Consider the following 25,753-nt stretch of genomic DNA (forward strand, 5'->3'; position numbering starts at 1 on the left):
GTTAAATGGCGAAGCTTGCGCGAAGGTGGCTCAGAAACCGGACTGGATGCGCGAAAAGACGAGATTGGTGAAAATCGAGATCTGCGAGCCGACGAAGGGTGCTGTGACGCCGACGGTGATCAGCACGGCGACGATCTTCGGCACGAAGGTCAGCGTCGCTTCCTGCACCTGGGTCAAGGCCTGGATCAGGGCGATGACGAGACCCACGACCATCGCAGCAATGACGGCCGGACCGGCGGCAATCAGGACGGTCCAGATCGCAGCCTGGAACAGATCCAATGCATCAGCTTCATTCATCTGAAGGCAACCTCATATCGCCTCGAAGCAGCCCGCCGTGGCCGGGCCGCTATTGATTGGTGTCCCTCGGCGCGTCGGCGCCGTGGTATCAGGTATCGCTGTCGCTGGTCGGCGCCTTGTCGGCAACAGTGATTCCCGCCTGGACGAGTATATTACCGCCATCGGTGGTCGTCGCAATGATGCCGTCGGAATAAACCTTGACGGATTCGATGGTGCCTTTGACGGTGCCGTCTGCGCTTTCCATGTATTTGCCGACGTAGCTGCTGGCCTGGGTGAGGCTCGAGCTTGCCAGCAGCGTATCCAGCTTGGTGTTGGTCTGGATCGTCTGCTCGACCTGCGAGAAGCTTGCCAGCTGCGACATCTGCTCGCTGGCATCGACCGGATCGGTCGGATCCTGGTTCTTCATCTGCGCAATGAGCAGCTGAAGGAAATTGTCGTAGTTCAGCGTCGCCTTGCTCTGGGCCGAACTGGTCGAGCTCGTCGTACTCGTCGTGCTGACGCTTGATGTCGCATCTACCGCCATGGTGCAATCTCCCTGCGAATCTGCTCGACCATTGTCGGCGGCATCTCGTGGTTGTTGAGGATATTGTCTTCGATCGCGTAGAGGCCACGGATCGCCTTCAGCGCATCGAAAGCGCGGCCGGTCGAGACGAGTGCATCGATGCGCTTCAGTTCGGCGAGGATTTCCTCGTTTTTGAAGCAGCTGAGCAGCATGGTGATCGACTTGCGGAACATCGCCGTCGAGTGGTCCTTGCCCTCGGGATTGATGAGGATCATCTGTGCGATGAAATACAGCTGACGCAGGGGCGTGGTGGCGCCTTCGGGCTGGAGGACGTGGTTTTCGAGAAGGAACGTCACATCATTCAGGAATTCCAGCGCGACCTTGCGGTCGACACGCAGGACGGCGCCGTTGATGAAGATTCTTTCTCCGGCTTTCAGAGAAATGCGAAGTGTACTTTTCATTTAAGTCCATCCCTGATGATGGTGGTAACGTCGATGATGCCCTGGTAGTTATTCGACAGACGTTTTCGGATCCTGTCGCATTCCTTCAAAATCCAGATTGCGATCGAGATGAGGTTGGCCCTGAGCTCGATCTCCAGCTGGTTGTCGGGATGCTTCAGATCCTCGATGAAGCTGATCCATACCCTGCGCGTATAAAACAGGGCTTCGATGGCTTCCCGGCCGTATTTTTCCTTTTCGCGCGCCAGCGACAGCAGATCTATGGACCGGTCAAGAACCTGCCATTCCCGCTCTTTCGCGTCGGCCACCAAGTCCTGCATGACTTCGGCATAAGAGAACTGATACATTCATGCATCCTTCTTAGTCTTGCGCGCCTTTGCTCATCAAAGGTAGTTTACGAGACTCAACTGCTGGATCTTCGAGACGATCGTGTAAGCCGTTTCAAGCTGCGTTTCCAAGGTCTTGACGAGGGTCGAAGCCTCGTAGGGATCGACGCCCTGAAGGTCGACGAGCTTGTTCTTGATGATGTTCGACTGGGCGTCGAGGGCGTCGTTGGACTTCTTGACGCGCTCCTGGGAAAGACCGAGCTGGCTTGCCTGCGTCACGAGGCCGCTGGTCGCCTTCGTCGTGTAGCTGATTGCCTGCTTCGACACCGTGCTCATCGCGTCGCTGCTCAGGTCCTGGCCAAGCAGCGCCGAGGTCATCACCGAGGCGAGCGCCATGTAGCGCATGCCTTCGGAATTGGCGTTGGTCGAGGATTCGATGACTTCCGAATTGCTGATGCGGCTCGTCATGTTCTGGCTCGATGCCTGCGACCAGCCGGTCGTCGCATTGGTCCAGTTTGCCTCGCTGAACATCGGCTCGACCATCGTCGTAATGAAGGTCTCCATTTCGTCGCCGGTGAGATCGCTGACGCCCTTGCCGAGGCCCGTCGCATATGTATTCAGCGCGGTGACGATATCCGCGCTCGTCGCCGTCGTCTGGTCAGTCAGCGGCTGCACATCGGTGTTGATGCCGGAGAACAAGTATTCGCCGTTCACCATGGTATTGGCCGTGTCCATCATAGTGGACAGCGCGCTGGTCGCCGACTGGATGGCGACGGTAATGCTGCCGGGATCGTGGCTGCCCTGGAGCGCCGTCAGCTTCGAAACGAGACCGTCGCCGACGTCCTTCATCTTGGACAGGCCGAGTTGCGAGGATTCCATGCGCGCGGTGACGAGCGAATTGCTCGATTTGATCGTGTCGATCCTGTCGACCTCGCGGCTGAAGTCGACGCTTCTGGCGGCGTTGCCGCCGAGCGAGACACCGATGTCGGCATAGACACCCGTCGTTGCCTCCATCGTCGCCTTCGTCATCTGGTTCTGCCCCTGACGAATGGTCAAGCGCATCGCATTCTGAATGGCTGAACTTGAAATAAATGAGCTCTTCATGGCTTAACTCGCAATATCCAGCAATGACTTCAACATTTCGTCGACAGCGTTCAGGATTTTGGTCGCCGCCTTGTAAGATTGCTCTATGTCAAGGAGCAGCGTCAGTTCCTCGTCGAGGTTGACACCCGTCTCGTTGGAATAGGCTTCGTCCGAGCGCGACAGCGCCGCCGAGGTGTTTTCCGCCGCGGTCGTGGCATTGCTGCGATACTGCTCGAGCCAACCGAGGGAATTCGTGGCGTATTCCATGATGCTGACGTTCGAATCGATGCCCGTCGAGGTGTCGAATCCGGCCGTCGTCCCCGTTGCCGGATCGAAATCGATATCGGAGCCCAAGGCATTATAAAGACTATCGAGGTCCGTCGTATAACCACTGAGGTGGGTAGGATTGTTGACGACGCCGTCGGCGTTGACGCCGCCATCGCGCAGGCGCATCGGGTCGCCGCCCTGCGAGGTGATGACGGTGCTGCTGACGGTGATGGTCGACGCCATACCGGCAACCGCGGTGCTGCCGGCCTCGACCGTGTCGCCGCTCCAGGTGAAGAGACCTGTCACATAGGCCGGGGTCCCCGACGTGCTCTGCTCCTTGAAGAGCGATACCAGGCCGCGGGCGATTTCATCGAGCTGCTTCTGGAAGTTGGGAGCGATCTCGTCACGGACCTGCAGGAGCGACTGAAGGCTTCCCTGCCCCGTCGCCGTCGATCCGCTGCCACGCGGAAGCGCGACACCGTCGATATAGACCGAATTGCCGGCGATGGTGGCATTGTAGGCATCCTTCGCCTGGAACGTCACCGTGCGCGGGATCGTCTCGAAGAGAATCGTCCCGTCAGACGTGCTCAGCACCATGTCGTTGTTGTCGCGCGTCGTGGCGCTGACGCCGACGATCTGCGAAATCTGCTTGAGGGCCTTCTCGCGTTCGTCGAGAGCGCTGGAGGGATCCGCGCCCGTGGCCGTGGCGGTCTTCACCGCATTGTTGGCGGTCTCGAACTGGCTGAGCAGCGTATTCAGCGTATCGACCGCGGTAGCGATCTGCTTGTCGGCGCTGGCGCGGACATCCTGTACGGAACTCGACGCATTGTTCAGCGAGTTGGCGACGTCCTGGGCGGCGGTGATCGCGCCCTGGGCGGCGACGGTGCTGCCGGGCGTCGTGCGGAAGGCCTGAAGTTTCTGCTGGAAAACACCGAGATAGGTGGATGGCGACGTCTCGTAGTCGTTGCCACCCATGATCGACTTGAGGTCCTCGAGACCGCTGAGCAGGGTTTGCTGGGCGCTGTCCTGGGAGGACGACTTCAGATATTGGCGCAGCAGCGCATCTTCCTGCGCCCGGTCGATCTTGACGACCTGCGCGCCGTTCAGGGACGTGGTGAGCATCGCCTGCCGGCGCACGTAATCCTTGTTGCCGGCATTCGAAATATTGTTCGATACGACACTGCTCTGCGTGCCGGTATTGTTGAATATTCCCTGCGCGGTATTAAGTGCGGACGTGAGCGACATGGCTTACCCGTTACCCTGATTATCTCTTGAGGTTGACGAGGACGTCCATGATGTCGGACCCCGTCTGGAACACCTTGGAATTGGCGGTATAGCTGCGTTGGGATTCGATCATCTCGGTGAGCTCGCCGGCAAGGTCGACGTTCGAACCTTCGAGAGCACCCGACTTGATCGTGCCGAGGCCGTTGGTCTGCGGGAAACCGGTGACAGTGACGCCCGACTGGCCGTTGGCGCTGTAGACGTTTCCGCTCATCAGCGTCAACTTGTCCGGACTTGCGACATTCGCGAGCGGAATGCGGTAGAGCGGCTTGGTGCTGCCGTCCTCGTATTTGGCGTAGACTATGCCGTCGCCGTCGATCGTTACGTCCTTGACCGGGCTTGCGGCTTGACCGTTCGGCGTGCCGGTGCCGGCAAACTCGGCGCCGAGCTGCGTAAAGCCCGTGAGATCCATGTCGATATCCAAACCAGTTACCGGATCGGAGATCGTGACGGTGCCCGTTGAGTTGGTGATCTTGCCGGTTGAGTTCGAACTCGAGCGTGGTCTCTGCCACGGTGCCGCCGGTGGGGGTGGTGGTACTGTAGGGGAAGGAGGTCGTTCCGCCGGTTGCCGCATCGGCGTTGCGGAAGATCGCAACCTCCCAAGTGCTGGCGGTGCCGGTTGCCGGCGGTGGTGTAGTAACCGAGGTCTTGGTGAAGTAGAAGTCGTACATCACCTTGTTGCCGAGCGTGTCGTAGGCGACCATCGAGAACTTCTTGGTGTCGGTTGTCGGGGTGCCGGTTGCGCCGTTGTCGCTCGGAAGCGTCGCAGGAGCGACCGGAGCAACGTTAGCGTTGGAATTAAGGTTGCCCTTGAAGACGCCTGACGTCGAGGCGATGGCAGTTAATCCTTCCTGGTTGACATTGACGGGAACGAGGCCGTCGAAGCCGTTGACGACGACGGCGGGAGCGCCGGAGTCGTAGGAATAACCCATCAGGCCGAAGCCGGCGGCGTTGACGAGATTGCCTTCGTCGTCCTTCGTGAAGTCGCCGGCGCGGGTCAGGACAGGCGTGCCGTCGGCGCCCTGGACGATGAAGAAGCCGTCGCCCGAGATCGCAAGGTCGGTGGTGGAGGTGGTGTAGGAAATATCGCCCTGGTCGGAGACGGCCTGGCGGACGGAGGTCTGAACGCCGCCGGAATTGTAGTTGCCGCCCGAGGATGGCAGAACCAGCGACGAGAAGCTCGTCGACACGGCCTTGTAACCGGTCGTGTTAACGTTGGCGATATTGTCGGAGACCGTGCTGAGGCGGTTCGCCTGCGCATTCATGCCCGATACCGCCGTCTTCATGCTGCCGAAAATGCTCATCTGAAAACCTCGTTTTACCTGTTAAGCTCGAGAGTATTTGTCGGGCCTTGCGTGAAGCTGTCTGTGATGGCGCGCTGCGAGGCCAATATCGAGGTTCAGCCGGGCGTCGCCGCCCGGCCGGAAAAATCAGGCCCAATCGATGCAGTAGCCAAGGAAGCGCTTGGAATCGACCGGATCGACGCCGAGCTTCTTGCGCAGCTTCTTGCGCAGCTTCGAGATATGGCTTTCGACGACATTCTCCTCGACCTCCTCATCGAAGATGCCGTAGATGGCGTTGAAGATCTGGGTCTTGGTGACCCGGCGACCGCGATTGGCGATTAGATATTCGAGGATGCGGCGCTCGCGCCGGGGAAGCGCGAAGACTTCGCCGTTGATCTCAGGGTCGCGGCCGTCCGAGAAGACGCGGATCCCGCCGATTTCGGTGTAGTTGGCAATCGCCTTCAGCCGGCGCCGGATCGCAGCCGCCCTTGCCAGGATTTCGCGCGGATGCACCGGTTTGCGCACCACATCGTCGACGCCACAATCGAATAGCGCAAGGGTGTTTTCGAGCGAGGGCTGGTCGCTGACCGCAATTACCGGCGCCATCGACCGGTCCCGGATCGCCCGGGGAGTTCGAGGCTGCGCTGGCCCTGACCGATCAGGAAGGCCTCGACTGCCGCAATATCGGAATCGGCGGCGGTCTGTACCCACTCGCCAAATTCCGCTGGATCAAAGCCGGTGGAGGGAATGCCCTCACGACCAAACAGAGATGTGTATCCATCTTTCACGAGCTCACGCTCATCAACCACGACGATCATTCGTCCGCCTCCGAATCAGTGTGGCACTTCGATGATCTATGGGTACGAATCGCACGAATCGGCGACAACTCGTTAAAGTTAATGGCAGAAACTAATAATTGATTAAGATCTGGGTAGCGATTTGATCTATATCTAGTGGGTCTAGCTGTTTATGCACACCAAAATTTCGTGGAAAAGTTAACGGCCCCTTAATTATGACTTGCGCAGGGGATTCATGCCGGATTCCTGCCATATTGTGACACAGTTTCGTCACAATGGGCCCATTCCATCTTTGGTTGAATTAATTTCGGCAAAAGTTACTCGCATTGGGAGTCCACTTGCCGTAGCCCGTGGCGACCAGATTGGCGATGACGCGGCAGACATATTGCTTCTGCGCGGGGTCATTGTTGGGGCCTGCATGGTATCTGGCTACCGCCATCGTCCATGTCTCGTGACGGTCATGCAGGTCGCGGAGGAATTTTGCTGCATACTCGACGTTGCGATGCGGGTCGAACATATCCTCGGCCGAGCCAAAATTTTCGCCATGATAGTAATGGTTGATCTGCATGCAGCCGATGTCGATGAGCTTGGCGCCGCTGCTGCGGGCGACATCGAACTGCCGCATCGCGTCCTGTTCGGAGGGCGGAAAGATCGCCTTGCCTTCGACGTTCATTGCATAGGGATAGAGCGAGCCCTTGCGGCCGGTCTCCGTCAGGCCGACCGAATAGAGGATGCCTTCCGGGATACCGTATTTGGCAGCTGCCGACTGGATCTCACGCTCGCAGGCGCCGGTGGAGGCTTTGACCTCAGAGGTAAACGCCGCCAGTGCCGCCGCTGCGGCCAGCATTAGCGTCTTCAATACCGGTCTCGCCTGCACCATTGAAGCCTCCGTCCGCCCGCTGTGCCGTCTGATTGTGACGCTCGCGCGCCTCGCCGCCCTGCCCCTGCTGGGCGAGCGACTGCTGCTGGGAGGCCTGGCCTTGACTGCCTGCCTGGTTGCCGGCGTCGCTACGCTCGACCGGCGCCATGCTGATGGTAACGTTGTCGACGGCGTAGCCCTGGCTGCGCAGTGCTTCGAGAATCTTGCCGTGATCTTCCTTCATCTGACGGTAGGCCGCGCCGGTTTCGACCTTGAGGTCGACATTCAGGGCGTCGCCGGACAGGCGCATGGTCGCCGTCACCATGCCGAGATCGAGCGGATTCATCTGGATCTTCAGCGTATTGACCACCTTGCCGGTGCTTGTCCATTCCGCCGCATTGGAGAGCGCCGAGCTCGGTTCCATGGCGCGCGCCCATTCTGAATCGCCGGAGAGAGCGGCAGTGAGGGCGGCGGAATTCGAATTCTGCATCAGGCCGATATAGCGGCGCAACTCGAGAACCGAAACGTTTTCGACATCGGCTTTCTTGGCGCTGTCCTTAGGCCCGGCCTGATCGGTGCCGAGGTGAACATCCATCGACACGCCACGGCCATCGGCGCGGCTGATCCTGAACGTCCTGCCGTCGGCGGCTTCGGCATTCTCCGATCCCGGCACCTTGACGTCACCTACCATGCCACTGTCGACGTTGCCGCTGACGGCCGCCAAGGCGTCGGACGCATGGCCGCCTGCCTTGGCTTCGATATCCTCGATCTTCTTGTCGGCTTCATCGGCTTTGGCGGACGCATGATGGACGCCTGCGGTCACCGGCAAACCAACGGCGCCGTCGGCAGGTCCCTGCTTCAGCAGGCCGAGGACATCGGAAATGCCGCCGTCATTATCCTCACTGTCCTTGTCCGTATCGGTATCCAACGCGTCGGCTTTGGCATGCTTGCCGCCTTTGGCCGCCTCGGTCGAGCGGTCTTTCGGGTCGACCTTGCCGAAGGCGATATCCGCCTGCACCTTGACTGCAGCCTTTGCGGGCTTTGCCGCGACGACATTTGCGATGGTCTCCGGCGGCCCTTCAGCCTGCGCCTTCAAAGCGGCATCGCCGAGATCGATCAACGGCTTTGCGCCATTGCGGCTGCGGATGGTCCGCGCCACTTTCTCGGCGCCGGCATCGGCAACTGCACCCTGATCCGGCTGCGCATCGTCGGCGTCGTCATTGACGGCGCCGTTGCTTGCCTTGGCAAGCGCGTCGGAAAAGCCGTTCTTTTGGCCGCCAGCATCGTCTTTGCCCATCGGCCGTGCAGATTTCACAGCCGCGGCAGAATCAGGACCGGCGGCTCCGCCCAAGACGCTCATATCCATCATTGTTCGTTGCCTTCCTGCGCCAGAAGACCGTCGATCTCGTCGAGCTTAGACCGATTGGTCGTCACAAATGCGTTGAATGAGGGGTCGGTACCCTGGCTCTGGCCAGTCGATGCCACACCTCCCGGAACAGGCTCGGAAAGCGCGCCTGGCGCTCCCGGTTGCGGAGCTATAGCCGCAGCCTTTTCAGAAGTGATTTCTTGATCAGAAGTGTTAGGGCCCGAGGCTTGCGTCAGGCTTGCCGGGTCGGGAGCGCGCAGGATCTGCTCGGCAACCGATCGTGCCGCCTCCTGCAACGCCTGATCCCGCGGCGAAAGCGTGTCACCGGCGATGCCGCTGACATTCTTCGCTGCCCGGTCGATATCCTCTGTGGTAAGGCCGGCCATGCCGCCATAGAAATCCGCAAGAGGACCGAAGGCATTGTCAGTGCCGGCGCCAAGCGACTGCACACGGTCGACCGCCATATGGGCCAGCTGCGGCTTTCCCGCGATCGCCGCAGCGCGGGCGATGCGCAGATAGACCTCGCGCTGGCGCGGCGCGTCCATGAAGGACAGGATGTCGATGACATCCTGCGGCTTCACGTCGTGATCATGGCCGACGACGAGTGTCACGAAAAGGTCGGCGAACTGGCTGGCATAAGGCGAATGTAGGAAGCGCCTGATATAGCGCTGCGAATAGGCCATGCCCCTGTCGAGCATCCCCTTGTCGACGCAGATGGCGACGGAGCGGCGCAACGCCGCTTCCTCGACGATCGTGCCGGGTGCCGCAAGGCGCGCCTGGTCGTAGAGATCCAGTGCGTCTGTCGGCTTCGTCGCGATCAGCACGTTGCCGCCGATCAACGCAAGGTATGGGCCGATCTTCTTGTCGCGGTATTCCCTGGCCGTCTCCTCCAGGGTCTTGGCGACGAGCAGCCCCTTACCGCTCAGATATTTTCTGAGCACATCGGTGACACGGTTGTCGAAATAGCCGTTGACGTCGTGGGCGATCAGATATTCGAGCGTCTGCGGATTGCCGCCGCTCATCGCGTAGATCAGCGCTGCATCGACGTTGCGGTCGTCATCGAAGACCGAAGTATCGACGCTGCGCAGCCGCTCGTCGATCGTTCCCAGCATGAAGCGCTGCATCTCTCCGGCCGAATGATCCCCGGAGACGACGGAATCCTGCACAAACTGCAGCGACCGCAGCATCTTGTACGGTGCAAGATCGTCCGGATCCTGCGCCTTGGCTGCGGCCGGCGAAAGCATCGCCAGACCGAGAGCCACAAATCCGACATAGCGATGCTGCCGACGCGCCATCCTGTTATCCTCGATCCGCCTGCACCAGGATCTCGATCCGGCGGTTGGTCGCGTTGAACGGGTCGGACGGCAGCTTCAGCCGGCGGTCGGCAAAGCCCGAAACCTGGGAGATGCGTTTTTCGTCGAGCCCGCCGCGCACAAGCATATAATAAGCGCTCTGGGCGCGGTCCATCGAAAGCCGCCAGTTTTCATTCTGCGCGCCCTTATACTGGCGCCCGTCCGTATGGCCGCGGATGGCGACCGCGCCGCCCCTTTCCTTCAGGATCGCGCCGATCTTTTCCATGGCGAGCACCATTTCCTGGCGGGGAACCGCGGAACCGATATTGAACATCGAGTCGTCGCTCTGGTCGGAGATGCTGACGAGCAATCCGCCTTCGGATGCCGTTACGGTCAGGCCTTCGGCAAGCTTGCCGGCAATGCCGCCGATCTGCTGAGCGATCTGCTCCTGCAGTTGCTCGGCTTGTTTCTGCTGCTGCTGTTCGGTCTCGGCCGCGCTCTTGTCCGCATCCTTCTGATGATCGGCGTCCTTCTGCGCTGCATCCTTTTGCGCTGGGGCCTTCTTGTCCTCAGCCTTCTTATCGCCAGACTTCTTGTCATCCGGCGCCTTGCCGTCCTTGGCCTCGGCCGCGCCCTTGGCTTCCTGAGCGGCCTTCTGATCGGTGGTCAGCGGTATCGGCTTCATATCCTCGACCTTGGCCATCTCGGTTGTCGCGCTTTCAGCCGCCTGCTCGTCGCTCTTGCCGGGAGGCGCGGACTTGCCGGCTGTCGTGACCTCAACCTGCTTCGTCCAGAAATCCGGATCGAAGGGATCACGATAGGCTTCGCCGCCATCGGCGCCGGTGGCCGGGCCGGAATCGGCGGCACCGCCATCGCCCTTGGCGCTGACATTGGCCTGCTGGCCGACTTCCTGCGCGATCTCGGCCAGAACCGAATACGGATTTTCGAAGAAATCGGCCTCGGAATAATTGGTCTGGTCGCCTGATGTCGATGTCTGGTCGTCACCATCCGCCGAAGCCTTGCCGTCGTTCGGATTTTCTTCCTTCTGTTTCGACTTCTCCTGCTTCTCCTCGCCTTCGGCGTTGTCGACGGGCTTCTTCAATCCCTTCTCGGTCGGCTTTTCGTCGGAAAGCTTGATCGGATTGAAATAGGTCGCGACCGAGGCCTTGGTCTCCTCGTTGGCGGCATTGACCAGCCACATGACCAGGAAGAACGCCATCATCGCCGTCATGAAGTCGGCATAGGCAATTTTCCACGCACCGCCATGGGAGCCATCGTGATCACCGCCGCCATGTCTCTTGACGATGATGATCTCGTTCTTGCCGTGGTGGTGGTTTTCGCCTTCGCTCATTCGAGAACTTTCTTCAAGCTGGCTGCCCAGGCGGACATACGGGTGACGATGACGGAATCGCCGATTTCGACGGCAAGATCGATATCGTCAGTCTCAATGTGTCGAACCGCCTCGGCATGTTCACCGAGCTCGGCGGCTAAGAGTTCGAAAAGCCGGCTGGGCCCGCGGACGACGATCGGTCCGGCAGCGCCCTCGAGGATCGAGTCGCGCAGCAGCACGGCGAGGCTTTCGGCTGCCCTGGCGGCAAGCGCTTCGGTCATCACGGGCGCGATGGCGATAGAGGCACCGGCACTGACCAGCTGCGCGACCTCTTCGGCAATATCGCGGACGCGGGATGCAATGACCGCTGCCGCCTCGACTTCGTAGCGAAGCCTCAGCTCGGCAAGCTCACGCGCGTGAGCCTCGGCCAGCGTCCGCGTCTCGCGTTCGTATTTTTCGGTCAAATCAGCGGTCGCTGCGGCATGACCTTGCGCATAGGCATTGCGGCGCTCCGCCTCGACGTCGATTACCGGTTCGCTCGGCATTTCGGGAAAACCGTCGCCGCCGAAATCGTCCATCTCGATGATCGGCGCTGACGGTTCCGGTTCACCGAAATCCTTCAAATACCGGGAAAGCGTAATGCTCATAAAAAACCATCCAGCATTCGGGAGGCATGCAGCATATCCACCCCCGCTCAAAACGAACTTGCGCGCCGGCACGTCGCTTCGAACGGGCAAGGGCTTCACCTTGCACCGGCACGGATTCGGACGATGCCTTCATGCCGGAAACTAGGAAGTCAAACTTGCGCGAGGATGAATGGCACCGCCATCCGCGATCGCGCCCACCTTTATTCCAGCAGGATCAAAATCTTGCTCGAAGCCGTGTTGAGGATCGAGATCGCTTCGACGGCCATCTGCTTCTGGGTTTCGATCGCCTTTTGCCGGATCGAAGCCTCGTCCATGTCGGTATCGACGAGCGCGCCGACGCTCTTGTCGATCGAATCGGAGAGATCGGCCGTATAGTCCATCTGATCGTCGATACGCGTCTTCATCACACCGATGGAAGCGGCCGTCGTCGTCAGCGAGGAAAGCAGCGAGTCGGTCACATCGAGCATATCGGTGAGTTGCGCATCGGTCGTATTCTTGTCGATCGCAATTTCCGTGCCCGTCGCCGGCGTGGTCGAGCTGGCGTCCAAAAGGTAATAGTTGCGCGCCGTCGCGCCGCTGTTGTTGATCGCGTTGGCATCGACCGCCTTGGTAAACAGTCCGCCGCTCGCATCGTTCTTATCGATGAGGATGGTTTGCGACGAGGGGAAATCGATGGTCTGAGCTTGATATTCGCCAGTCGGCGCGCGCACGAAACTCGAAATCACCGACCATGTCGGCGGCGCGGCGGTGTCGCCGTTCAGCAGCCAGTTTTCGCCGGCAAACGACGTCGATTCAACGACGGTCTTCAGCTGCTCCTTATATTCGCTGATCTCAGCATTGATCTTGTCCTTGTCGGTGCCGGGCTCTTTTGCCGCAACCAGCTTGGCGCGAATCTGGCCCATAAGATCAATCGCCGAGGTCATCGCCGTGTAGGTCGCATCCACCTTGGCAGCGCCGAGTCCAAGCGCATCTCCGATCGTGCCCAGATTGGTGCTGTCTGAGCGCATGACGGTTGCGATCGACCAGTAGGACGCATCGTCGGAGGCCGTCTCGATACGGTAACCCGAGGAAACTTGCTGCTGTGTCTGGCTGGCTTCTTTGTTGATGCTGCGTAGCACCGCAAGCGCATTCACCGCGGCCGCGCTGGTAATCTTAACGGTCATCGACAGGTCTCGGAATAAGGTCAAGGGGCAGGCCGGAATGCCGGCGGCGACTGAAGTGGCATCATGCCTCCGGTAGAGTTTCTACCGGCGTGTCGCAAAAGCAAATCAACTGAAAGCGAAGGTAACTCGATATCAACCCGTTGGGCAAGAGCGCAGCGCCGAACGCGCCGCGTCGATCGCGACGCAATTCAAGCCATTGATATAAAAGAAAAAACCGCGCCGTTTCGGACGCGGTTCGTAGGCTTTTCGCTTGTTGCCGGACGAGGGCGCAAGATTCGGTCCAGCTTCAGCGCCCGATTTAGCTGCGGAACAGCGTGAGAATGTTCTGAGCGCTGGAGTTGGCGATCGACAGCGACTGGATCGCCAGCTGCTGCTGCGTTTGCAACGCCGTCAGCTTACTCGATTCCTCCTCCATATCGGCATCGACAAGGCGGCCCACGCCCGAGTCGATCGAGTCGCTGAGCGCGCCGACGAAATTTTCCTGCAGTTCGATTCGCGTGGAAATCGAGCCGAGCTGCGATGCGGCCTTGGTCATCGCGTCCAAGCCGGCCTCGATCGAGGTCAGGGCCATGGAGATCTCAACCGAGCCGAAGGTGCTGATGTCCATCGAGTAGATCGAGCCGATCGTACCGTATGATGTGCCAATAATGCCGGAGCTCGTCTCGATCGAGCCGACCGAGTCCATGCCGAAGAGGACGTTGCCCGTGGAGCTTGAGTCCAGGATGTAGTCCGTCGTCTTGACGGAGACATTGCCGTTGCCATCGCGCACGAAGGTGGAAACCACGCTCTTAGTGCCGTCAGCGCCGGCAACCCAGTTTTCACCGGAAAAGGAAGCCGATTGGGCAATGCTGAGCAACTGCTGCTGCAACTGGCCGATTTCTTCCTGGACCTTGGTCTTGTCGACGCCCTTTTCGGTCGCGGCGACGATCTTCGCCTTGATTTCGCTGATGACGTCGATAGCGCTGTCCATGGCGGAATAAGCGGTATCGACCTTGGCGGCACCGAGGCCGAGAGCGTCGGAGACGGCGGAAAGTGCCTTGTTGTCCGAACGCATGGTCGTTGCGATCGACCAGTAGGCGGCGTTGTCGGACGCTTTTTCGACGCGATAACCCGACGATACGCGGTTCTGCGTAGCCTCGAGGCCGTCATTGATTCCGCGGAGTGTCTGAAGGGCGGCCATCGCCGCAACGTTCGTCAAAATGCTGGTCATGAAATGATTGCCCCTTGTCGGCAGTTGATAAAAAGGGACATTCCGGAAGCTACCGGGAACGGGGACCAGCCTCATGCCTGTTAACCGGTTCTTAAATTTGGTTAACCCGCCGTCTCGTTGACCTGAGAAAACAGCATTATGGTTAATCAACCGTTAACAGACACTAAAAAAAGCCGCGCTCCATTGAAGCGCGGCTCGTTTCCGAAGTCCCGCCGGAGACCGGCGGGCCGATATTTCCGAGGGTTATTAGCCGCGGAACAGCGTGAGGATGGTCTGCGAAGAGGAGTTCGCGATCGACAGTGACTGGACGGCCAGCTGCTGCTGGGTCTGCAGAGCGCTGAGCTTGGAGGATTCTTCTTCCATGTCGGCGTCGACGAGACGGCCGACACCGGAGTCGATCGAGTCGCTGAGAGCGGATACGAAGTTTTCCTGCAGTTCGATGCGCTTGGAGATCGAGCCGAGAGCAGCGCCGGCGCTGGTCATGGACTTCAGAGCCGCTTCGACATTGGTCAGAGCCGTCTGGATCTCGCCGAGGGTGAAGTTGGTGATGTCCATCGCGTAGACAGAACCGGTGGCGCCGTTCGACGTGCCGAGGATACCCGTGGAGGTTTCAACAGCGCCGCCGCTCATGCCGAACAGAACGTTGCCTGCGGAGCCGTCGTCGAGAACGTAGTCGGTCATCACGACCGAGACAGCGTTGGAGCCGTCACGAACGAAGGAGGCAACGACGTTCTTGGTGCCGTCGGCGCCGGCAACCCAGTTTTCACCGGAGAAGGAAGCCGACTGAGCGACGCTCAGGAGCTGCTGCTGCAGCTGGCTGATTTCTTCCTGGACCTTGGCCTTGTCGACGCCGTTTTCAGTCGCGGCAACCAGCTTGGCCTTGATGTTCCCGACGACATCGATGGCGCTGTCCATGGCGGAATAAGCGGTATCAACCTTGGCGGCGCCGAGGCCGAGAGCGTCGGAGACGGCGGAAAGCGCCTTGTTGTCCGAACGCATGGTCGTTGCGATCGACCAGTAAGCAGCATTGTCGGAAGCCTGGCCAACGCGATAGCCGGACGAAACGTGAGCCTGGGTTGTCTGGAGACCCTGGTTGATGCCACGGAGAGTCTGGAGGGCTGCCATCGCAGCGTTATTGGTGTTGATGCTCGTCATAGTTTGTTTGCCCCTTGTTGGCAGATTTTAAAAAGGGACATTCCGGATTTTCGGCCGGCCCACAGCGATCAGCATCATGCCTGTTAACCAGTCTCGTTAAGGTTAACTCGCCGTTTCGATGGGCCTAGAAAACAGCAAGATGGTTAAGGAAAGCTAAATTCAAAATGGAAATAGCGTAAAAATATCTGACACTTAGAAGGTTTTTCATTAACCTTATGTTAAAACATTTCGCGGCCGGGAATGACCCGGCCGCGAAACTTGAAAACCTTTGCCGACCGCTCTTAGCGGAAGAGCGACAAGATGTTCTGCGAAGAGGAATTCGCAATCGACAGCGACTGGATCGCCAGCTGCTGCTGGGTCTGCAGGGCGCTGAGCTTGGAGGATTCTTCTTCCATGTTGGCGTCGACGAGACGGCCGACACCGGAGTCGATCGAGTCGCTGAGAGCGTTGACGAAATCGTCCTGGTTGTCGATACGCTTGGAGAGCGAGCCGAGAGCAGCACCGGCGCTGGTCATGGACTTCAGAGCCGCTTCGACGTTGGTCAGAGCCGTCTGGATCTGGCCGGCGGTGAAGTTGGTGATGTCCATCCCGTAGATTGAACCGGTGGCGCCGTTCGACGTGCCGAGGATACCCGTGGAGGTTTCGACCGAGCCGCCGCTCATGCCGAACAGAACGTTGCCTGCAGAGCCGTCGTCGAGAACGTAGTCGGTGGTGGTGACCGACACGGCGTTGGAGCCGTCGCGGACGAACGAGGAAACGACGCTCTTGGTGCCGTCGGCGCCGGCAACCCAGTTTTCACCGTTGAACGAAGCCGACTGAGCGATGCTCTTCAGCTGTTCCTGCAGCTGGCTGATTTCTTCCTGGACCTTGGCCTTGTCAACGCCGTTTTCAGTGGCGGCAACCAGCTTGGCCTTGATGTCGCCGACGACGTCAATGGCGCTGTCCATGGCGGTGTAAGCGGTGTCGACCTTGGCAGCGCCCATGCCGAGAGCGTCGGAAACGGCAGAAAGCGCCTTGTTGTCCGAACGCATGGTCGTTGCGATCGACCAGTAAGCAGCGTTGTCGGAAGCCTTTTCGACGCGGTAGCCCGACGAAACGTGGTTCTGCGTGCTGTTCAGGTTCTGGTTGACGCTGCGTAGCGTCTGGAGAGCGGCCTGTGCGGAAGAATTGGTGTTAATGCTTGTCATAAATCTGTCCCCTGGAAACTAGATACAAAAAGGAGGACATACCGGACTATAGTACCGGCGATGACGGACCAGCTTCATGCTACTCGGCGCCTTTTTTTGTTTGGCCCAAACCCGTCATGTCCAGGGCAATCTCGCAGCCAATGCTTGCCAACTTCTTAAAAACAGAGGCCCCGTGCCGGCTCCTTACATCGCATAGTTAATGCCGGCTGAATCTATTCCTTCGCATGCTAACATGCCGAGAAAGAAACCGTTTTCTCTCATGAAGGAAGCGCCTTCATGCGGCACACCGGTTTCAAGCAAGCTTCACCTGGCAGTGTGGCAGGCGCCGGGATAGCATCATCGGATCGATCCGCCCGTTTTCGGGGAGGACGGCTCGGGCGTGCGTCGGCGATCGACAGAAATGCCAGAACATTTCCTTCACGGAGTTGGGTTTTGAACAGCAAAGTTTCGTTCTCTGCGGCATCCAGAGATTACCAGGCGGGCCGCTACACACAGTCCCTGGCGACGCTCAACCAGCTCATGGATATCCAGCAGGACGCCAAGACCTATGCGCTGCTGGCCAAGAACCTCCTGCAGCTCGGCTTCAAGGCCGATGCCGCGAAAGCCTATGGCTTGGCCGGCAACTGCGAAGGACCGAATGCCTACGAATACCAGAAGCAGGCTGCCAAGCTGCATTATGAGATCGGCAACGAGGATGATGCTCTGCTGATCGCCATGCGAAACCTCGCCAAGGCCAAGGACGACGCAGAACTCGCCTTCATCATCACGGCGATCTATCTGAAGCGCCAGCAGCGGGATATCATTCGCCCGTTCAAGACGGTGCTGTCACAGAGTGCCAATCCCGATCATATGCGCCTGGCGGCCCTGCTGCTGAGCGACGATCTGAACGACGCAACCAACCAGAGCCTCTCGCGCAACCTCTTCAAGCGGTTTCCGGGCAATCTCGCATTCCGCTTCCTGCATCTGGTTTTCGCCCGCGAATTCAACGAGTTCGAAGAGGCCAGCAAACATCAGGCGGTGATCGACTCTGCACTCGCAAAGGGCGATATCGAGATCCTGCGCAAGGACAACCCGTTCTATCATCTGCACTGGTGCGGCAACGAGGATTTCAACCGCTATGCCACGATCGGCACCACCCCCCTCAACCCCGAACGGGTGGCCTTCCGCCGCAACCAGCCGCACACGTGGTCCGACAAGATCCGGATCGGCTACATGTCATCGGACTTCTGGGATCGCCATGCGACGATGAAGCTCCTGCAGCGGATCCTGGAACTGCACGACAGGGACCGGTTCGAGGTGACGCTGTTCTGCCATACGGGTCCGGAATACCTGAAGCACAACGTTACCGACCGCAGCCGCTGGGGCCGGATCGTCGACGTTCACGGCTTCTCCGATCAGGCGGTGCTGGCAGTCGTGCGCGAGCATAATATCGACATCATGGTCGACCTGAAGGGCCATACCTCCGGCAGTCGCGCGACAGCCTTCAACCTGCCGCTGGCGCCAGTACACGTCGGCTGGCTTGGTTTCCCCGGCAGCACCGTCAATATCGATCTCGACTACGTCATCGGCGACCATTCGGTACTGCCCGAGGTGGCCAAGCCCTTCTACCATGAGAAATTCTGCCGGTTGCCGGAAAGCTATCAGCCGAACGACCCGATGCATCGCCCGAAGCCGCGCCCCGTCACCCGCGAGCAGCTCGGCCTGCCGAAAGAGGCCTTTATCTTCGCCTCATTCAACGGCAACCGCAAGATCACGCCGGAGACGATCGACAGCTGGTGCCGCATTCTCAAGCGGGCGCCGAACAGCGTGCTCTGGCTGATGGCGAACACGCCGCGCAACCAGGCGAATCTGTTGAAGCACTTCCAGACGGCAGGCATTTCGCCCAAGCGGATCATTTTCTGCCCGCGCGCGCCCTACGAACAACATATCGACCGTCAGCAGGCGGCCGACCTCGGCATCGATACCTTCCCCGTCAACGGCCATACGACCACCTCGGAGCAGCTCTGGGGCGGCCTGCCGGTTCTGACCTTCAAGGGCACCAACTTCGCCTCACGCGTCAGCGAGAGCCTGCTGCGGGCCATCGACCTGCCCGACCTCGTCGCAAGCGACCTGCAGGCCTATGAAGATATGGCCGTCGAACTGGCGCAGAACCCCGGAAGGATCGCCGAATACAAGGCGCATCTGAAAGAGAAGCGCTATATCGCACCGCTCTTCGACGCCGAACGTTTCTGCAATCATCTGGAGCAGGCCTACGAAATCATGGCCGAGCGCGGCAAGCAGCGTCTCGCCCCCGAGCACATGGACATTGCGGCGCTGCCGCCGCGCACGGTGCCGTTCGGCGCCGAGTGAGCCTTTCAATCGTCACGAAAACCCGCCGGAGCGATCCGGCGGGTTTTCTCGTTGCCGAAAGCCTAGACGAAGATAGGAACGGGCAAAGATAGGAGCGGCGGTCGGTCAGTTGAACGAGCGCACCAGACTGCCGACCAGCAGGTTCCAGCCGTCGATCAGCACGAAGAAGAGAATCTTGAACGGCAGCGAGATCGACGTCGGCGGCAGCATCATCATGCCCATCGCCATGGTGATGGTGGCGACGATGAGGTCGATAACGAGGAACGGCAGGACGACGAGGAAGCCGATCTCGAAGCCGCGGCGAATTTCCGAAATCATGAAGGCCGGGATCAGCACGCGATAGTCGATCGGATCCGTCGTCTGGATAGTCTGGCCGCGTTCACGCGCCAGATCGACGAATAGCGCCAGATCCTTGTCGCGGGTGTTGGCCGCCATGAAGGTGCGGAAGGGTTCGGCAATCCGCTGGACGGCCTCGGTCTCGTTGATCTGATTGGCAAGCAGCGGCTGCACGCCGTTCTGCCAGGCCTGATCGAAGGTCGGCGACATGACGTAGAAGGTCATGAACAGCGACAGCGACAGGAGGATCATGTTGGAGGGGGTCGACGAGAGGCCCATGCCTGAGCGCAGGATCGAGAAGGCGATGATGAAGCGCGGGAAGCTCGTCACCATGATCAGGATGCCCGGCGCGACCGAAAGGATGGTCAGCAGGCCGAACGTGCGGATGATCCAGGCGGCGACGGAGCCATCGACGGGTACGTTCAACAAGTCAGTCGGCAGCTGCTGTGCCACCGCCAGTTCCGGTACCGCCATCATGGCGGCAAGGAAAACTATGAGACGAATCATTCGATGACAAATGTCCTGAACATGACCTTCGATACCCGCCCTTGCGAGCGAAGGTCAACACGTTCCTGTATGTCATCCTTGAGATATTGAAAGCCCCGCGGCCCCTCGATCTGCTGCAGGGAAACGGTCCTGACATAGGCGAGGATATCCTGGTGGATATCCTCGGAAACCTTGACATCCGGTGGTCCGTTGAACAGCAGCGCGACCTCGAGTCGGACCCAGTTTTCCGAGGGGTAGGCGAGGTTCGAGGTGATCGGCTCGAGCTGGACAACGTTGTTCGCCTCGGTCGAGATGTGGGCCAGGCCTTCCTCGGCCTTTTTCTTGGCCTCGGCGTCCTTGGCCTGCTCGGCCTCCTTGGCGCCCTTGATGTTGGGCGCGACGATCGTGCCGACCGCCCAGCCGCCGCCGGCGCCGAGCAGCGTCAGGACAGCGATACCGATGATCGTCATCAGCGTGGCGGATTTCTTCTTTGGTTGACCTGTGCTTGCGTCTGGCTCTGCCATCGTCGTTCAGCCTCAAAGCGGCGAGAAAAGATCGACGGCCTGCTGGCCGCGCGGAGGCTGCTGTACTTCCATCAGGCGGCCGCGGCCACCGTAGGAGATGCGGGCCTCGGCGATCTTGTCGTAGGAAATCTGGTTGTCGGCATTGACGTCCTGCGGGCGAACGATACCGGCGACGTTCAGGATGCGCAGTTCCTGGTTCAGACGGACTTCCTGCGAGCCCGAGATGACGAGGTTACCGTTTTCGAGAATGCCGGTGACGACGGCGGCGACCAGAAGGGTGATCTTGTCGGTGCGCTCGATCTTGCCCTTGCCGTCGGTGCTGGTGTCGGAACCATAGGTGAGGTCGGTCTTGGACTCGGGCGTCCAGCCGAAGATCTGGGCGTTGACGTCCCAGTTCATGCCGCTCGAATTGGTGCGGCTGCGGTTGGTCTCGTTGTCGAAGGAGGCCTTGTCGTTGATCTGGATGTCGACGGTCAGGATGTCGCCGACATTGAGCGCACGCGCATCCTTGAAGAGCGCCGCCTGCGAATCGCTCCACAGGGAATAACCCTGCGCCACGGCGCGCGGCTGCTTCGGATAAAGCGCCATCTGCGGCGTCTGGCCATAGGCCAGGCCGCTGCCGATCGGGCTCATGGCGGGCGCGCGGCCGATCTCGCTGACTGCCGTCGGAGACTGGCAACCTGCAAGGAGTGCGAGGGCGGCGATCGCGGCCGGGAAACGCATATTCATGAAGGATCCTTCGACGTATTGGGATCGGACGCACTGGCGATGACGCTGGCGATGGCCGCGGCCTTCTTCGGGTCCATCTCGTTGAGGATGAGGCTCGACTGACGCGGGCCGAGCCGCATGATCACGGCGGAGGCCACCTCGATCTTCATGTCCTGTAGTTGCAGTGCGGCCGAATCCGGCTTCATCTTCTTGTAGATTTCAGTGAGGCCGGCTTCCGCTTGCTTCAGGAAATCGTCGCGCCGCTTCAGCCAGTCCTGGTACTCGGCCTTGCGCTTATCCATCTCCGCCATGCGGGCGTCGATGTCGGCGCGAAGCTTTTCCAGCTCCTGCTTCTGCAGGAGGTAACGCTGGTCGCGGGCGGGGTCGGCAATGTTGGTGCAGAACTGCTTGACTTCGTCCTGGGAGGTGATGTCGCCCGCCGGCGCATGCTCCTGCGCGAAGGCGCCCGGGATCGACAGAAGGACGAGGCCTGCTGCCGGCAGCGCCAGCCGGCGCGCCAATTGCAGGACCGTCATGTCTTTGATGATCTTTATCATTGCAGCACAAGCTCCGCCTGCAGGGCGCCCGCCGACTTGATGCCCTGGAGAATGGCGATGATGCCATCCGGCTTCACGCCGATATTGTTGAGGCCGGCAACGAGGGTCCTGAGGTCGGGACCGTCGATGATCGCGACGCGCCCGCCGGTCTGCTCAGCGGCGATATCGGTCTGCGGCTGGACCGCGGTGCGGCCACGCGAGAAAGGTTCGGGCTGGATGATCTGCGGCGTCTCGGTGACCTGAACCGTCAGGGTGCCGTAGCTGACGGCGACCGGCGAGACGCGGACGTCGGAGCCGATGACGATCGTTCCGGTACGCTCGTTGATGACAACCTTGGCCGGCGTATCGGTTTCGACGATGAGATTTTCGATGTCGGCCATCAGCCGGGTGAGATCGGCCGTGCGCGGCTTCTGAATCACCACTTCCTGAGAATCCTTGGCTTCGGCGACCGGGCCGCCGAAACGTGCTGAGGCATAACCATTGACGATGTCGGCGATGCGGATCGCCGTCGAGAAGTCGGGATTGCGCAGCTGCAGGACGAGATTGACCGAGTCCTTGAAGCGGGACGGCAGTTCACGTTCGATGATCGCGCCGCCGGGCACGCGGCCGGCGGTGGTCACACCTTCGGTCACGGTCGCCGCCTGGCCCTGGGCCTGGAAGCCGGTGACGATGGCAGCGCCCTGAGCGACAGCGTAGATCTGGCCGTCCGCGCCGGAAAGCGAGGTCATGACGAGTGTGCCGCCGCGCAGCGATGTTGCGTCGCCGAGCGAGCTTACCGTTACGTCGATGCGGCTGCCGGGGCTTGCGAAGGGCGGCAGGTTGGCGGTGACCATGACGGCCGCCGTGTTCTTGGCGTTGGATTGGCCGCCCTGCGTCGAGATGCCGAGATTCTGCAGCATAGCCCGCATCGACTGCTCGGTGAAAGGCGAAGCACGGAAGCCGTCGCCGGTTCCCTGCAGGCCGACGATCAGGCCGTAGCCGATCAACTGGTTGTCGCGTCCGGCCTGAAGGGAGGCGATATCCTTGATGCGGGATGTCAGCGCCCAGGCGGGCGCGACGTCGACGAGGTTCATGGCAAGCACCGCGACAAGGGTCAAGAACCGGAAGAACAATTTCATTTTGCCCTCACATGGACCGTGCCGTCCGCAAGCACCGTGCCGCTGACGATGACGCCGGAATCCATATTGCGCGCGCGGATCAGCTGCCCTGTGGCGCCGTCTTCGAGCGGCGAGCCGGCGGCTGAGATGGTCATCGCACCGAGCGAGAAGACCAGGCGGATCGAAGAACCGCGGGTCACCGTATAGGGCTCACGCAGACCCGAAACCGAAATCGTGCGGCCCGGCAAAAGCGTGCGCTTGGAGACCAGGCCTTCGACCTGGGAGATGGATTTGGCGAAATCGCCGGAAAGGTTGGGGTTGGTGACCTCGACCTCCTGAAGCTGGCTGGCCGACAATGTGTCGCCGGGGTAGATGATCGTCGTCGGGACGACGGCATAACCCATGCCGGCATCCACGTCCGCGGGCAAGAAAATGCCCGTGACTGCGATCGTGGCTGCCGCCACCCATCCTGAGATGTGTCCTGCCCGGCAAAACATCATGTTTCGGCCCTTCCCTTTACTTCAGGTTCTTGCTGACGATGGAGGCCATTTCATCAGCGGTGGTGATCACCTTGGAATTCATCTCGTAAGCGCGCTGGGCCGAGATCAGCTCGGTGATTTCCTTCACCGGATCGACGTTCGACGATTCCAGATAGCCCTGCTTCATGTAGGCGAAACCTTCCTCGTCAGGATTGCCCACGACGGCTTCGCCGGAGGCTGCCGTTTCCTGGAAGAGATTGTCGCCGAGCGGCTGGAGACCAGCCTCGTTGACGAAGTCGGCAAGCGTCAACTGGCCGAGCACGGTCGCATCCGCCGCACCCGGCAATTTGGCCGAAACCTGGCCGGAGCGGCTGATCGTCAGCTCGGTCGAGCCCGTCGGGATGGTGATACCGGGCAGGACCTCGTAGCCGTCGATGGTGACGAGCTGGCCCTGGTCGTTCTTGTTGAAGGCGCCGGCGCGGGTGTAAAGCGTCGTCCCGTCGGTCGACTGGATCTGGAAGAAGCCCTTGCCGATCAGCGCCACGTCGAGGTCGTTGCCGGTCTGGGTCAGTTCGCCTTGGAGATGCAGGTTGCGGACCGCCGATGTCTGGACGCCGAGGCCGATATTGGCGCCTTCGGGAACGACGGCCTGGTTGGCGCGGTTGGCGACGCCCTTGGCGCGTTCGGTCTGGTAGAGAAGATCGGAGAATTCGGCGCGGGCGCGCTTGAAACCCGTCGTATTGATGTTGGCGATATTGTTCGCGATGACTTCCAGATTGGTCTGCTGGGCATCCATGCCCGTTGCTGCAATGGCGAGCGCTCTCATGTGTTCGTCCTCAAATCAGTTACATCTGCATCTTGGTGACTTCGAGAAAGGCCGAGACGACCTTGTCGCGGATGGCGATCGCCGTCTGCAGCGTCTGCTCGGCCTGGAGCATGGAATCGACGACTTCACGCGTCGTCGCCGTGCCTTTGATCCCGGCAAAGGACATGCTTTCCGCACCCTTCAGGCTGCTGACCGCGTCGCTTGCCATGTTGCCCATGACGGAGGCGAAGCTCATATTATTGGCCGCACCTGCGGTGCCTGGCATGGTGGCGGCAGACGACGAGGCCGAATTTTCGGTGTCGACGGCGCCGAGCGCACGGGTCATCGAAAGGTTGCTGACATTCTGGACGCTGCTGATCATTATTATTGGCTCTTCAGGAGATCGATCGTGGAGGAGATGAGATCGCGGGTCTGCTTGATGGTCTGCAGATTGGCGTCATACGAGCGGTTGGCTTCGCGCATGTCGGCCATCTCGACCAGGATGTTGACGTTCGGCAGCTTGACGACGCCCTTCTGGTCCGCAGCCGGATTGCTGGGGTCGAATTCGGTGCTGAAGTCGCCTTCGTCGACGCCGACCTTCTTGACGTCGACCGTCTCGACGCCGCTCACACGATCCATCTGTTGGCCGAAGGTGATGGTCTTGCGGCGATAGGGGTCGGCACCGGGCGTGTCACCGGTCGAGCGGGCGTTGGCGATGTTTTCCGAAACGATGCGCAGGCGCGTCGACTGCGCCTCGAGCCCGGAACCGGCGATTTTCATTGCTGCTGAAAGCGGATCCATGACTTTTACTTCCTGACGGTCATCAGCATCATGCGGTTGAAGGAACTGACCAGCGAGGTATTCAGATCGTATTGGCGCTTGATATCGCCGGACTTGGAAAGCTCCTCGGCCAGACCGACCGTGTTGCCGGATTCCTGGACGCCGATTTCCTGGTCGAGTGAGGCGTCCTTGACGTCGATATCGCCGCTGGCGCTGAAATCATTGCCGCTGAGATGGGCCGGATTGGTGCGCGCCATGGTGATGTCTGATTTGTCGAGCACGGCGTCGAAGGGCGTGACGTCCTTGGCGCGGAACTTCGGAGTATTGGCATTCGCGATGTTGCCGGCAACAACCTGCTGACGGATCGTCAGCCATTCCGCCTGTCGCGAAGCCAAGTCGAAAAGTTGGATCGGTTGCATGAGACTCTCCGTTTTTACTGTCCCCAACCTATTGCGGTAATCTTGCGTGGGACTTACGGGAGTTCAGGTTTCAAGGCGCTTTTCGGCGAGCGGGGGGCCCCAAAAAACCGAGGCCCCGGCCGGTTCGCGGCGGAGCCTCCATTGCCTCCGGCGTTGGCCGACAGGTTCAGTTGTTCTGGTAGGTCTCACCCTTGGAGGTGACGATCATCCACTTGCCCCCGCGCTGTTCGATTGTCGCAAGGCGGCTCTGATCCGGCAGTATCGAGCCGACGCGCACCACATACATGCCGGAGGTATCCTCGATCAGCGCCCGCCCATTGGAGACGTGCAGCAGGCGGAAGGACGACTTGCCGGGAAAGGGCTGATCCTCCAGGATGGGGCGGCCCTCGCGCTCCTTGCCGAGGTCGGAGACCGTCGCCGTCGTCAGCGGATCGATCGGCGGCGCCTTCTTGTCCGGCTCGTTCTTGTTGACCATGGCCAGCGGCGAGACGCTGAAGACATTGCGCGCCGGCCAATCCGGCAGTTCGCGCGAATTGTCGCTGGCGGCGACATTGATGCCGAATTTGTCTTCATTGAAGAAAACATACCAGGGAAAGAACGCAGAGGCGCCGGCAAGCGCCAGGCCGGCAAAGGTCAGAAACCGATCCAAGCGGGCGGCCTTCCCGCGCTGCTTCGGGGAAGCGATGCGTTCGTCGTCGAATTCAGCCACA

27 protein-coding genes and 2 pseudogenes are annotated in these 25,753 nt (G+C 60.2%); 1 reads left to right on the forward strand and 28 read right to left on the reverse strand.

Features of this window, described 5'->3' with window-relative positions; genetic code table 11:
• Positions 1-30: 30 nt before the first annotated feature.
• From fliQ to MF410_RS15655, 17 genes and pseudogenes are all read right to left on the reverse strand, one after another.
• Positions 31-297, reverse strand: a complete 267-nt coding sequence (gene fliQ / locus MF410_RS15575; protein ID WP_009992823.1) for a flagellar biosynthesis protein FliQ — start codon at positions 295-297, stop codon at positions 31-33.
• Between the two features lie 88 nt (positions 298-385).
• Entirely contained in the window at positions 386-820 is a 435-nt protein-coding gene (flgD, locus tag MF410_RS15580) for a flagellar hook assembly protein FlgD (protein ID WP_097623890.1), read from the reverse strand.
• Positions 811-1,260 carry a flagellar biosynthesis repressor FlbT gene (flbT, locus tag MF410_RS15585; RefSeq protein WP_003584285.1) on the reverse strand — a complete coding sequence of 150 codons (450 nt, stop codon included), beginning with the start codon at positions 1,258-1,260 and terminating at the stop codon, positions 811-813. The genes flgD and flbT overlap by 10 nt, the downstream gene beginning before the upstream one ends.
• Complete coding sequence (flaF, locus tag MF410_RS15590) at positions 1,257-1,604, reverse strand: flagellar biosynthesis regulator FlaF (protein WP_239619884.1); 348 nt, start codon at positions 1,602-1,604, stop codon at positions 1,257-1,259. The genes flbT and flaF overlap by 4 nt, the downstream gene beginning before the upstream one ends.
• 36 nt (positions 1,605-1,640) lie before the next feature.
• The gene (locus MF410_RS15595; RefSeq protein WP_097623889.1) at positions 1,641-2,687 is read right to left on the reverse strand and encodes a flagellar hook-associated family protein; all 1,047 of its coding nucleotides are present in this window, start codon (positions 2,685-2,687) and stop codon (positions 1,641-1,643) included.
• A 3-nt stretch (positions 2,688-2,690) separates the two neighbouring features.
• Positions 2,691-4,178: a flagellar hook-associated protein FlgK gene (gene flgK, locus MF410_RS15600; protein WP_097623888.1), complete on the reverse strand. Its 1,488-nt coding sequence runs from the start codon at positions 4,176-4,178 to the stop codon at positions 2,691-2,693.
• Between the two features lie 19 nt (positions 4,179-4,197).
• Positions 4,198-5,518 (reverse strand): annotated as a pseudogene (locus MF410_RS15605) (flagellar hook protein FlgE).
• Between the two features lie 126 nt (positions 5,519-5,644).
• A pseudogene (locus tag MF410_RS15610) lies at positions 5,645-6,315 on the reverse strand (winged helix-turn-helix domain-containing protein).
• 280 nt (positions 6,316-6,595) lie between these two features.
• Entirely contained in the window at positions 6,596-7,153 is a 558-nt protein-coding gene (locus MF410_RS15615) for a lytic transglycosylase domain-containing protein (RefSeq protein WP_097623886.1), read from the reverse strand.
• Complete coding sequence (locus MF410_RS15620) at positions 7,101-8,522, reverse strand: flagellar hook-length control protein FliK (protein WP_239619885.1); 1,422 nt, start codon at positions 8,520-8,522, stop codon at positions 7,101-7,103. Before MF410_RS15620 ends, MF410_RS15615 begins: the two co-directional genes overlap by 53 nt.
• Positions 8,519-9,814 (reverse strand): chemotaxis protein MotC, encoded by a 1,296-nt coding sequence (gene motC / locus MF410_RS15625; protein ID WP_097623884.1) that lies wholly within the window; start codon positions 9,812-9,814, stop codon positions 8,519-8,521. The genes MF410_RS15620 and motC overlap by 4 nt, the downstream gene beginning before the upstream one ends.
• Before the next feature lie 4 nt (positions 9,815-9,818).
• On the reverse strand, positions 9,819-11,162 hold the full coding sequence (locus MF410_RS15630; protein WP_097623883.1) for a MotB family protein: 1,344 nt from the start codon (positions 11,160-11,162) through the stop codon (positions 9,819-9,821).
• Positions 11,159-11,788, reverse strand: a complete 630-nt coding sequence (locus tag MF410_RS15635) for a hypothetical protein (protein WP_097623882.1) — start codon at positions 11,786-11,788, stop codon at positions 11,159-11,161. The genes MF410_RS15630 and MF410_RS15635 overlap by 4 nt, the downstream gene beginning before the upstream one ends.
• Before the next feature lie 200 nt (positions 11,789-11,988).
• On the reverse strand, positions 11,989-12,951 hold the full coding sequence (locus MF410_RS15640) for a flagellin (protein WP_097623881.1): 963 nt from the start codon (positions 12,949-12,951) through the stop codon (positions 11,989-11,991).
• Positions 12,952-13,249: 298 nt separating this feature from the next.
• Positions 13,250-14,161, reverse strand: a complete 912-nt coding sequence (locus MF410_RS15645; protein WP_097623880.1) for a flagellin — start codon at positions 14,159-14,161, stop codon at positions 13,250-13,252.
• A 246-nt stretch (positions 14,162-14,407) separates the two neighbouring features.
• Complete coding sequence (locus MF410_RS15650; protein ID WP_097623879.1) at positions 14,408-15,316, reverse strand: flagellin; 909 nt, start codon at positions 15,314-15,316, stop codon at positions 14,408-14,410.
• Between the two features lie 281 nt (positions 15,317-15,597).
• A complete protein-coding gene (locus tag MF410_RS15655; RefSeq protein ID WP_097623878.1) occupies positions 15,598-16,503 on the reverse strand; it encodes a flagellin in 906 nt (301 codons plus the stop codon).
• A gap of 432 nt (positions 16,504-16,935) precedes the next feature.
• Between MF410_RS15655 and MF410_RS15660 the strand changes: the two genes are divergently transcribed.
• Positions 16,936-18,852, forward strand: a complete 1,917-nt coding sequence (locus MF410_RS15660) for a glycosyl transferase (RefSeq protein ID WP_097623877.1) — start codon at positions 16,936-16,938, stop codon at positions 18,850-18,852.
• A gap of 105 nt (positions 18,853-18,957) precedes the next feature.
• Here the strand turns inward: MF410_RS15660 and fliP are convergent, their stop codons facing one another.
• From fliP to MF410_RS15715, 11 genes are all read right to left on the reverse strand, one after another.
• On the reverse strand, positions 18,958-19,695 hold the full coding sequence (gene fliP, locus MF410_RS15665) for a flagellar type III secretion system pore protein FliP (protein WP_003584259.1): 738 nt from the start codon (positions 19,693-19,695) through the stop codon (positions 18,958-18,960).
• A complete protein-coding gene (locus MF410_RS15670; protein ID WP_097623876.1) occupies positions 19,692-20,198 on the reverse strand; it encodes a flagellar basal body-associated FliL family protein in 507 nt (168 codons plus the stop codon). Before MF410_RS15670 ends, fliP begins: the two co-directional genes overlap by 4 nt.
• Before the next feature lie 12 nt (positions 20,199-20,210).
• A complete protein-coding gene (gene flgH, locus MF410_RS15675; protein WP_097623875.1) occupies positions 20,211-20,927 on the reverse strand; it encodes a flagellar basal body L-ring protein FlgH in 717 nt (238 codons plus the stop codon).
• Positions 20,924-21,463, reverse strand: a complete 540-nt coding sequence (locus MF410_RS15680) for a MotE family protein (RefSeq protein ID WP_097623874.1) — start codon at positions 21,461-21,463, stop codon at positions 20,924-20,926. The genes flgH and MF410_RS15680 overlap by 4 nt, the downstream gene beginning before the upstream one ends.
• Positions 21,460-22,581, reverse strand: coding sequence for a flagellar basal body P-ring protein FlgI (locus MF410_RS15685; RefSeq protein WP_097623873.1), 1,122 nt, complete (start codon positions 22,579-22,581; stop codon positions 21,460-21,462). Before MF410_RS15685 ends, MF410_RS15680 begins: the two co-directional genes overlap by 4 nt.
• Complete coding sequence (flgA, locus tag MF410_RS15690; protein ID WP_097623872.1) at positions 22,578-23,060, reverse strand: flagellar basal body P-ring formation chaperone FlgA; 483 nt, start codon at positions 23,058-23,060, stop codon at positions 22,578-22,580. Before flgA ends, MF410_RS15685 begins: the two co-directional genes overlap by 4 nt.
• Positions 23,061-23,076: 16 nt before the next feature.
• Complete coding sequence (gene flgG / locus MF410_RS15695) at positions 23,077-23,865, reverse strand: flagellar basal-body rod protein FlgG (protein WP_012556600.1); 789 nt, start codon at positions 23,863-23,865, stop codon at positions 23,077-23,079.
• 19 nt (positions 23,866-23,884) lie between these two features.
• Complete coding sequence (locus tag MF410_RS15700; RefSeq protein ID WP_003588549.1) at positions 23,885-24,226, reverse strand: flagellar hook-basal body complex protein FliE; 342 nt, start codon at positions 24,224-24,226, stop codon at positions 23,885-23,887.
• Positions 24,227-24,228: 2 nt separating this feature from the next.
• Entirely contained in the window at positions 24,229-24,645 is a 417-nt protein-coding gene (flgC, locus tag MF410_RS15705) for a flagellar basal body rod protein FlgC (RefSeq protein WP_003570338.1), read from the reverse strand.
• A 5-nt stretch (positions 24,646-24,650) separates the two neighbouring features.
• Entirely contained in the window at positions 24,651-25,043 is a 393-nt protein-coding gene (gene flgB, locus MF410_RS15710; protein WP_003588551.1) for a flagellar basal body rod protein FlgB, read from the reverse strand.
• A 166-nt stretch (positions 25,044-25,209) separates the two neighbouring features.
• Entirely contained in the window at positions 25,210-25,752 is a 543-nt protein-coding gene (locus MF410_RS15715; RefSeq protein WP_097623871.1) for a flagellar protein, read from the reverse strand.
• Position 25,753: the final 1 nt, after the last annotated feature.

This window comes from Rhizobium sp. C104 (genome assembly GCF_022354505.1).
Lineage (GTDB): Bacteria > Pseudomonadota > Alphaproteobacteria > Rhizobiales > Rhizobiaceae > Rhizobium > Rhizobium redzepovicii.

What these genes read in the sequence shown, in the direction of transcription:
- fliQ (WP_009992823.1), bottom strand. Translation starts at nt 297, where the DNA reads ATGAATGAAGCTGATGCATTGGATCTGTTCCAGGCTGCGATCTGGACC.
- flgD (WP_097623890.1), bottom strand. Translation starts at nt 820, where the DNA reads ATGGCGGTAGATGCGACATCAAGCGTCAGCACGACGAGTACGACGAGC.
- flbT (WP_003584285.1), bottom strand. Translation starts at nt 1,260, where the DNA reads ATGAAAAGTACACTTCGCATTTCTCTGAAAGCCGGAGAAAGAATCTTC.
- flaF (WP_239619884.1), bottom strand. Translation starts at nt 1,604, where the DNA reads ATGTATCAGTTCTCTTATGCCGAAGTCATGCAGGACTTGGTGGCCGAC.
- MF410_RS15595 (WP_097623889.1), bottom strand. Translation starts at nt 2,687, where the DNA reads ATGAAGAGCTCATTTATTTCAAGTTCAGCCATTCAGAATGCGATGCGC.
- flgK (WP_097623888.1), bottom strand. Translation starts at nt 4,178, where the DNA reads ATGTCGCTCACGTCCGCACTTAATACCGCGCAGGGAATATTCAACAAT.
- MF410_RS15620 (WP_239619885.1), bottom strand. Translation starts at nt 8,522, where the DNA reads ATGATGGATATGAGCGTCTTGGGCGGAGCCGCCGGTCCTGATTCTGCC.
- motC (WP_097623884.1), bottom strand. Translation starts at nt 9,814, where the DNA reads ATGGCGCGTCGGCAGCATCGCTATGTCGGATTTGTGGCTCTCGGTCTG.
- MF410_RS15630 (WP_097623883.1), bottom strand. Translation starts at nt 11,162, where the DNA reads ATGAGCGAAGGCGAAAACCACCACCACGGCAAGAACGAGATCATCATC.
- MF410_RS15635 (WP_097623882.1), bottom strand. Translation starts at nt 11,788, where the DNA reads ATGAGCATTACGCTTTCCCGGTATTTGAAGGATTTCGGTGAACCGGAA.
- MF410_RS15640 (WP_097623881.1), bottom strand. Translation starts at nt 12,951, where the DNA reads ATGACCGTTAAGATTACCAGCGCGGCCGCGGTGAATGCGCTTGCGGTG.
- MF410_RS15645 (WP_097623880.1), bottom strand. Translation starts at nt 14,161, where the DNA reads ATGACCAGCATTTTGACGAACGTTGCGGCGATGGCCGCCCTTCAGACA.
- MF410_RS15650 (WP_097623879.1), bottom strand. Translation starts at nt 15,316, where the DNA reads ATGACGAGCATCAACACCAATAACGCTGCGATGGCAGCCCTCCAGACT.
- MF410_RS15655 (WP_097623878.1), bottom strand. Translation starts at nt 16,503, where the DNA reads ATGACAAGCATTAACACCAATTCTTCCGCACAGGCCGCTCTCCAGACG.
- fliP (WP_003584259.1), bottom strand. Translation starts at nt 19,695, where the DNA reads ATGATTCGTCTCATAGTTTTCCTTGCCGCCATGATGGCGGTACCGGAA.
- MF410_RS15670 (WP_097623876.1), bottom strand. Translation starts at nt 20,198, where the DNA reads ATGGCAGAGCCAGACGCAAGCACAGGTCAACCAAAGAAGAAATCCGCC.
- flgH (WP_097623875.1), bottom strand. Translation starts at nt 20,927, where the DNA reads ATGAATATGCGTTTCCCGGCCGCGATCGCCGCCCTCGCACTCCTTGCA.
- MF410_RS15680 (WP_097623874.1), bottom strand. Translation starts at nt 21,463, where the DNA reads ATGATAAAGATCATCAAAGACATGACGGTCCTGCAATTGGCGCGCCGG.
- MF410_RS15685 (WP_097623873.1), bottom strand. Translation starts at nt 22,581, where the DNA reads ATGAAATTGTTCTTCCGGTTCTTGACCCTTGTCGCGGTGCTTGCCATG.
- flgA (WP_097623872.1), bottom strand. Translation starts at nt 23,060, where the DNA reads ATGATGTTTTGCCGGGCAGGACACATCTCAGGATGGGTGGCGGCAGCC.
- flgG (WP_012556600.1), bottom strand. Translation starts at nt 23,865, where the DNA reads ATGAGAGCGCTCGCCATTGCAGCAACGGGCATGGATGCCCAGCAGACC.
- MF410_RS15700 (WP_003588549.1), bottom strand. Translation starts at nt 24,226, where the DNA reads ATGATCAGCAGCGTCCAGAATGTCAGCAACCTTTCGATGACCCGTGCG.
- flgC (WP_003570338.1), bottom strand. Translation starts at nt 24,645, where the DNA reads ATGGATCCGCTTTCAGCAGCAATGAAAATCGCCGGTTCCGGGCTCGAG.
- flgB (WP_003588551.1), bottom strand. Translation starts at nt 25,043, where the DNA reads ATGCAACCGATCCAACTTTTCGACTTGGCTTCGCGACAGGCGGAATGG.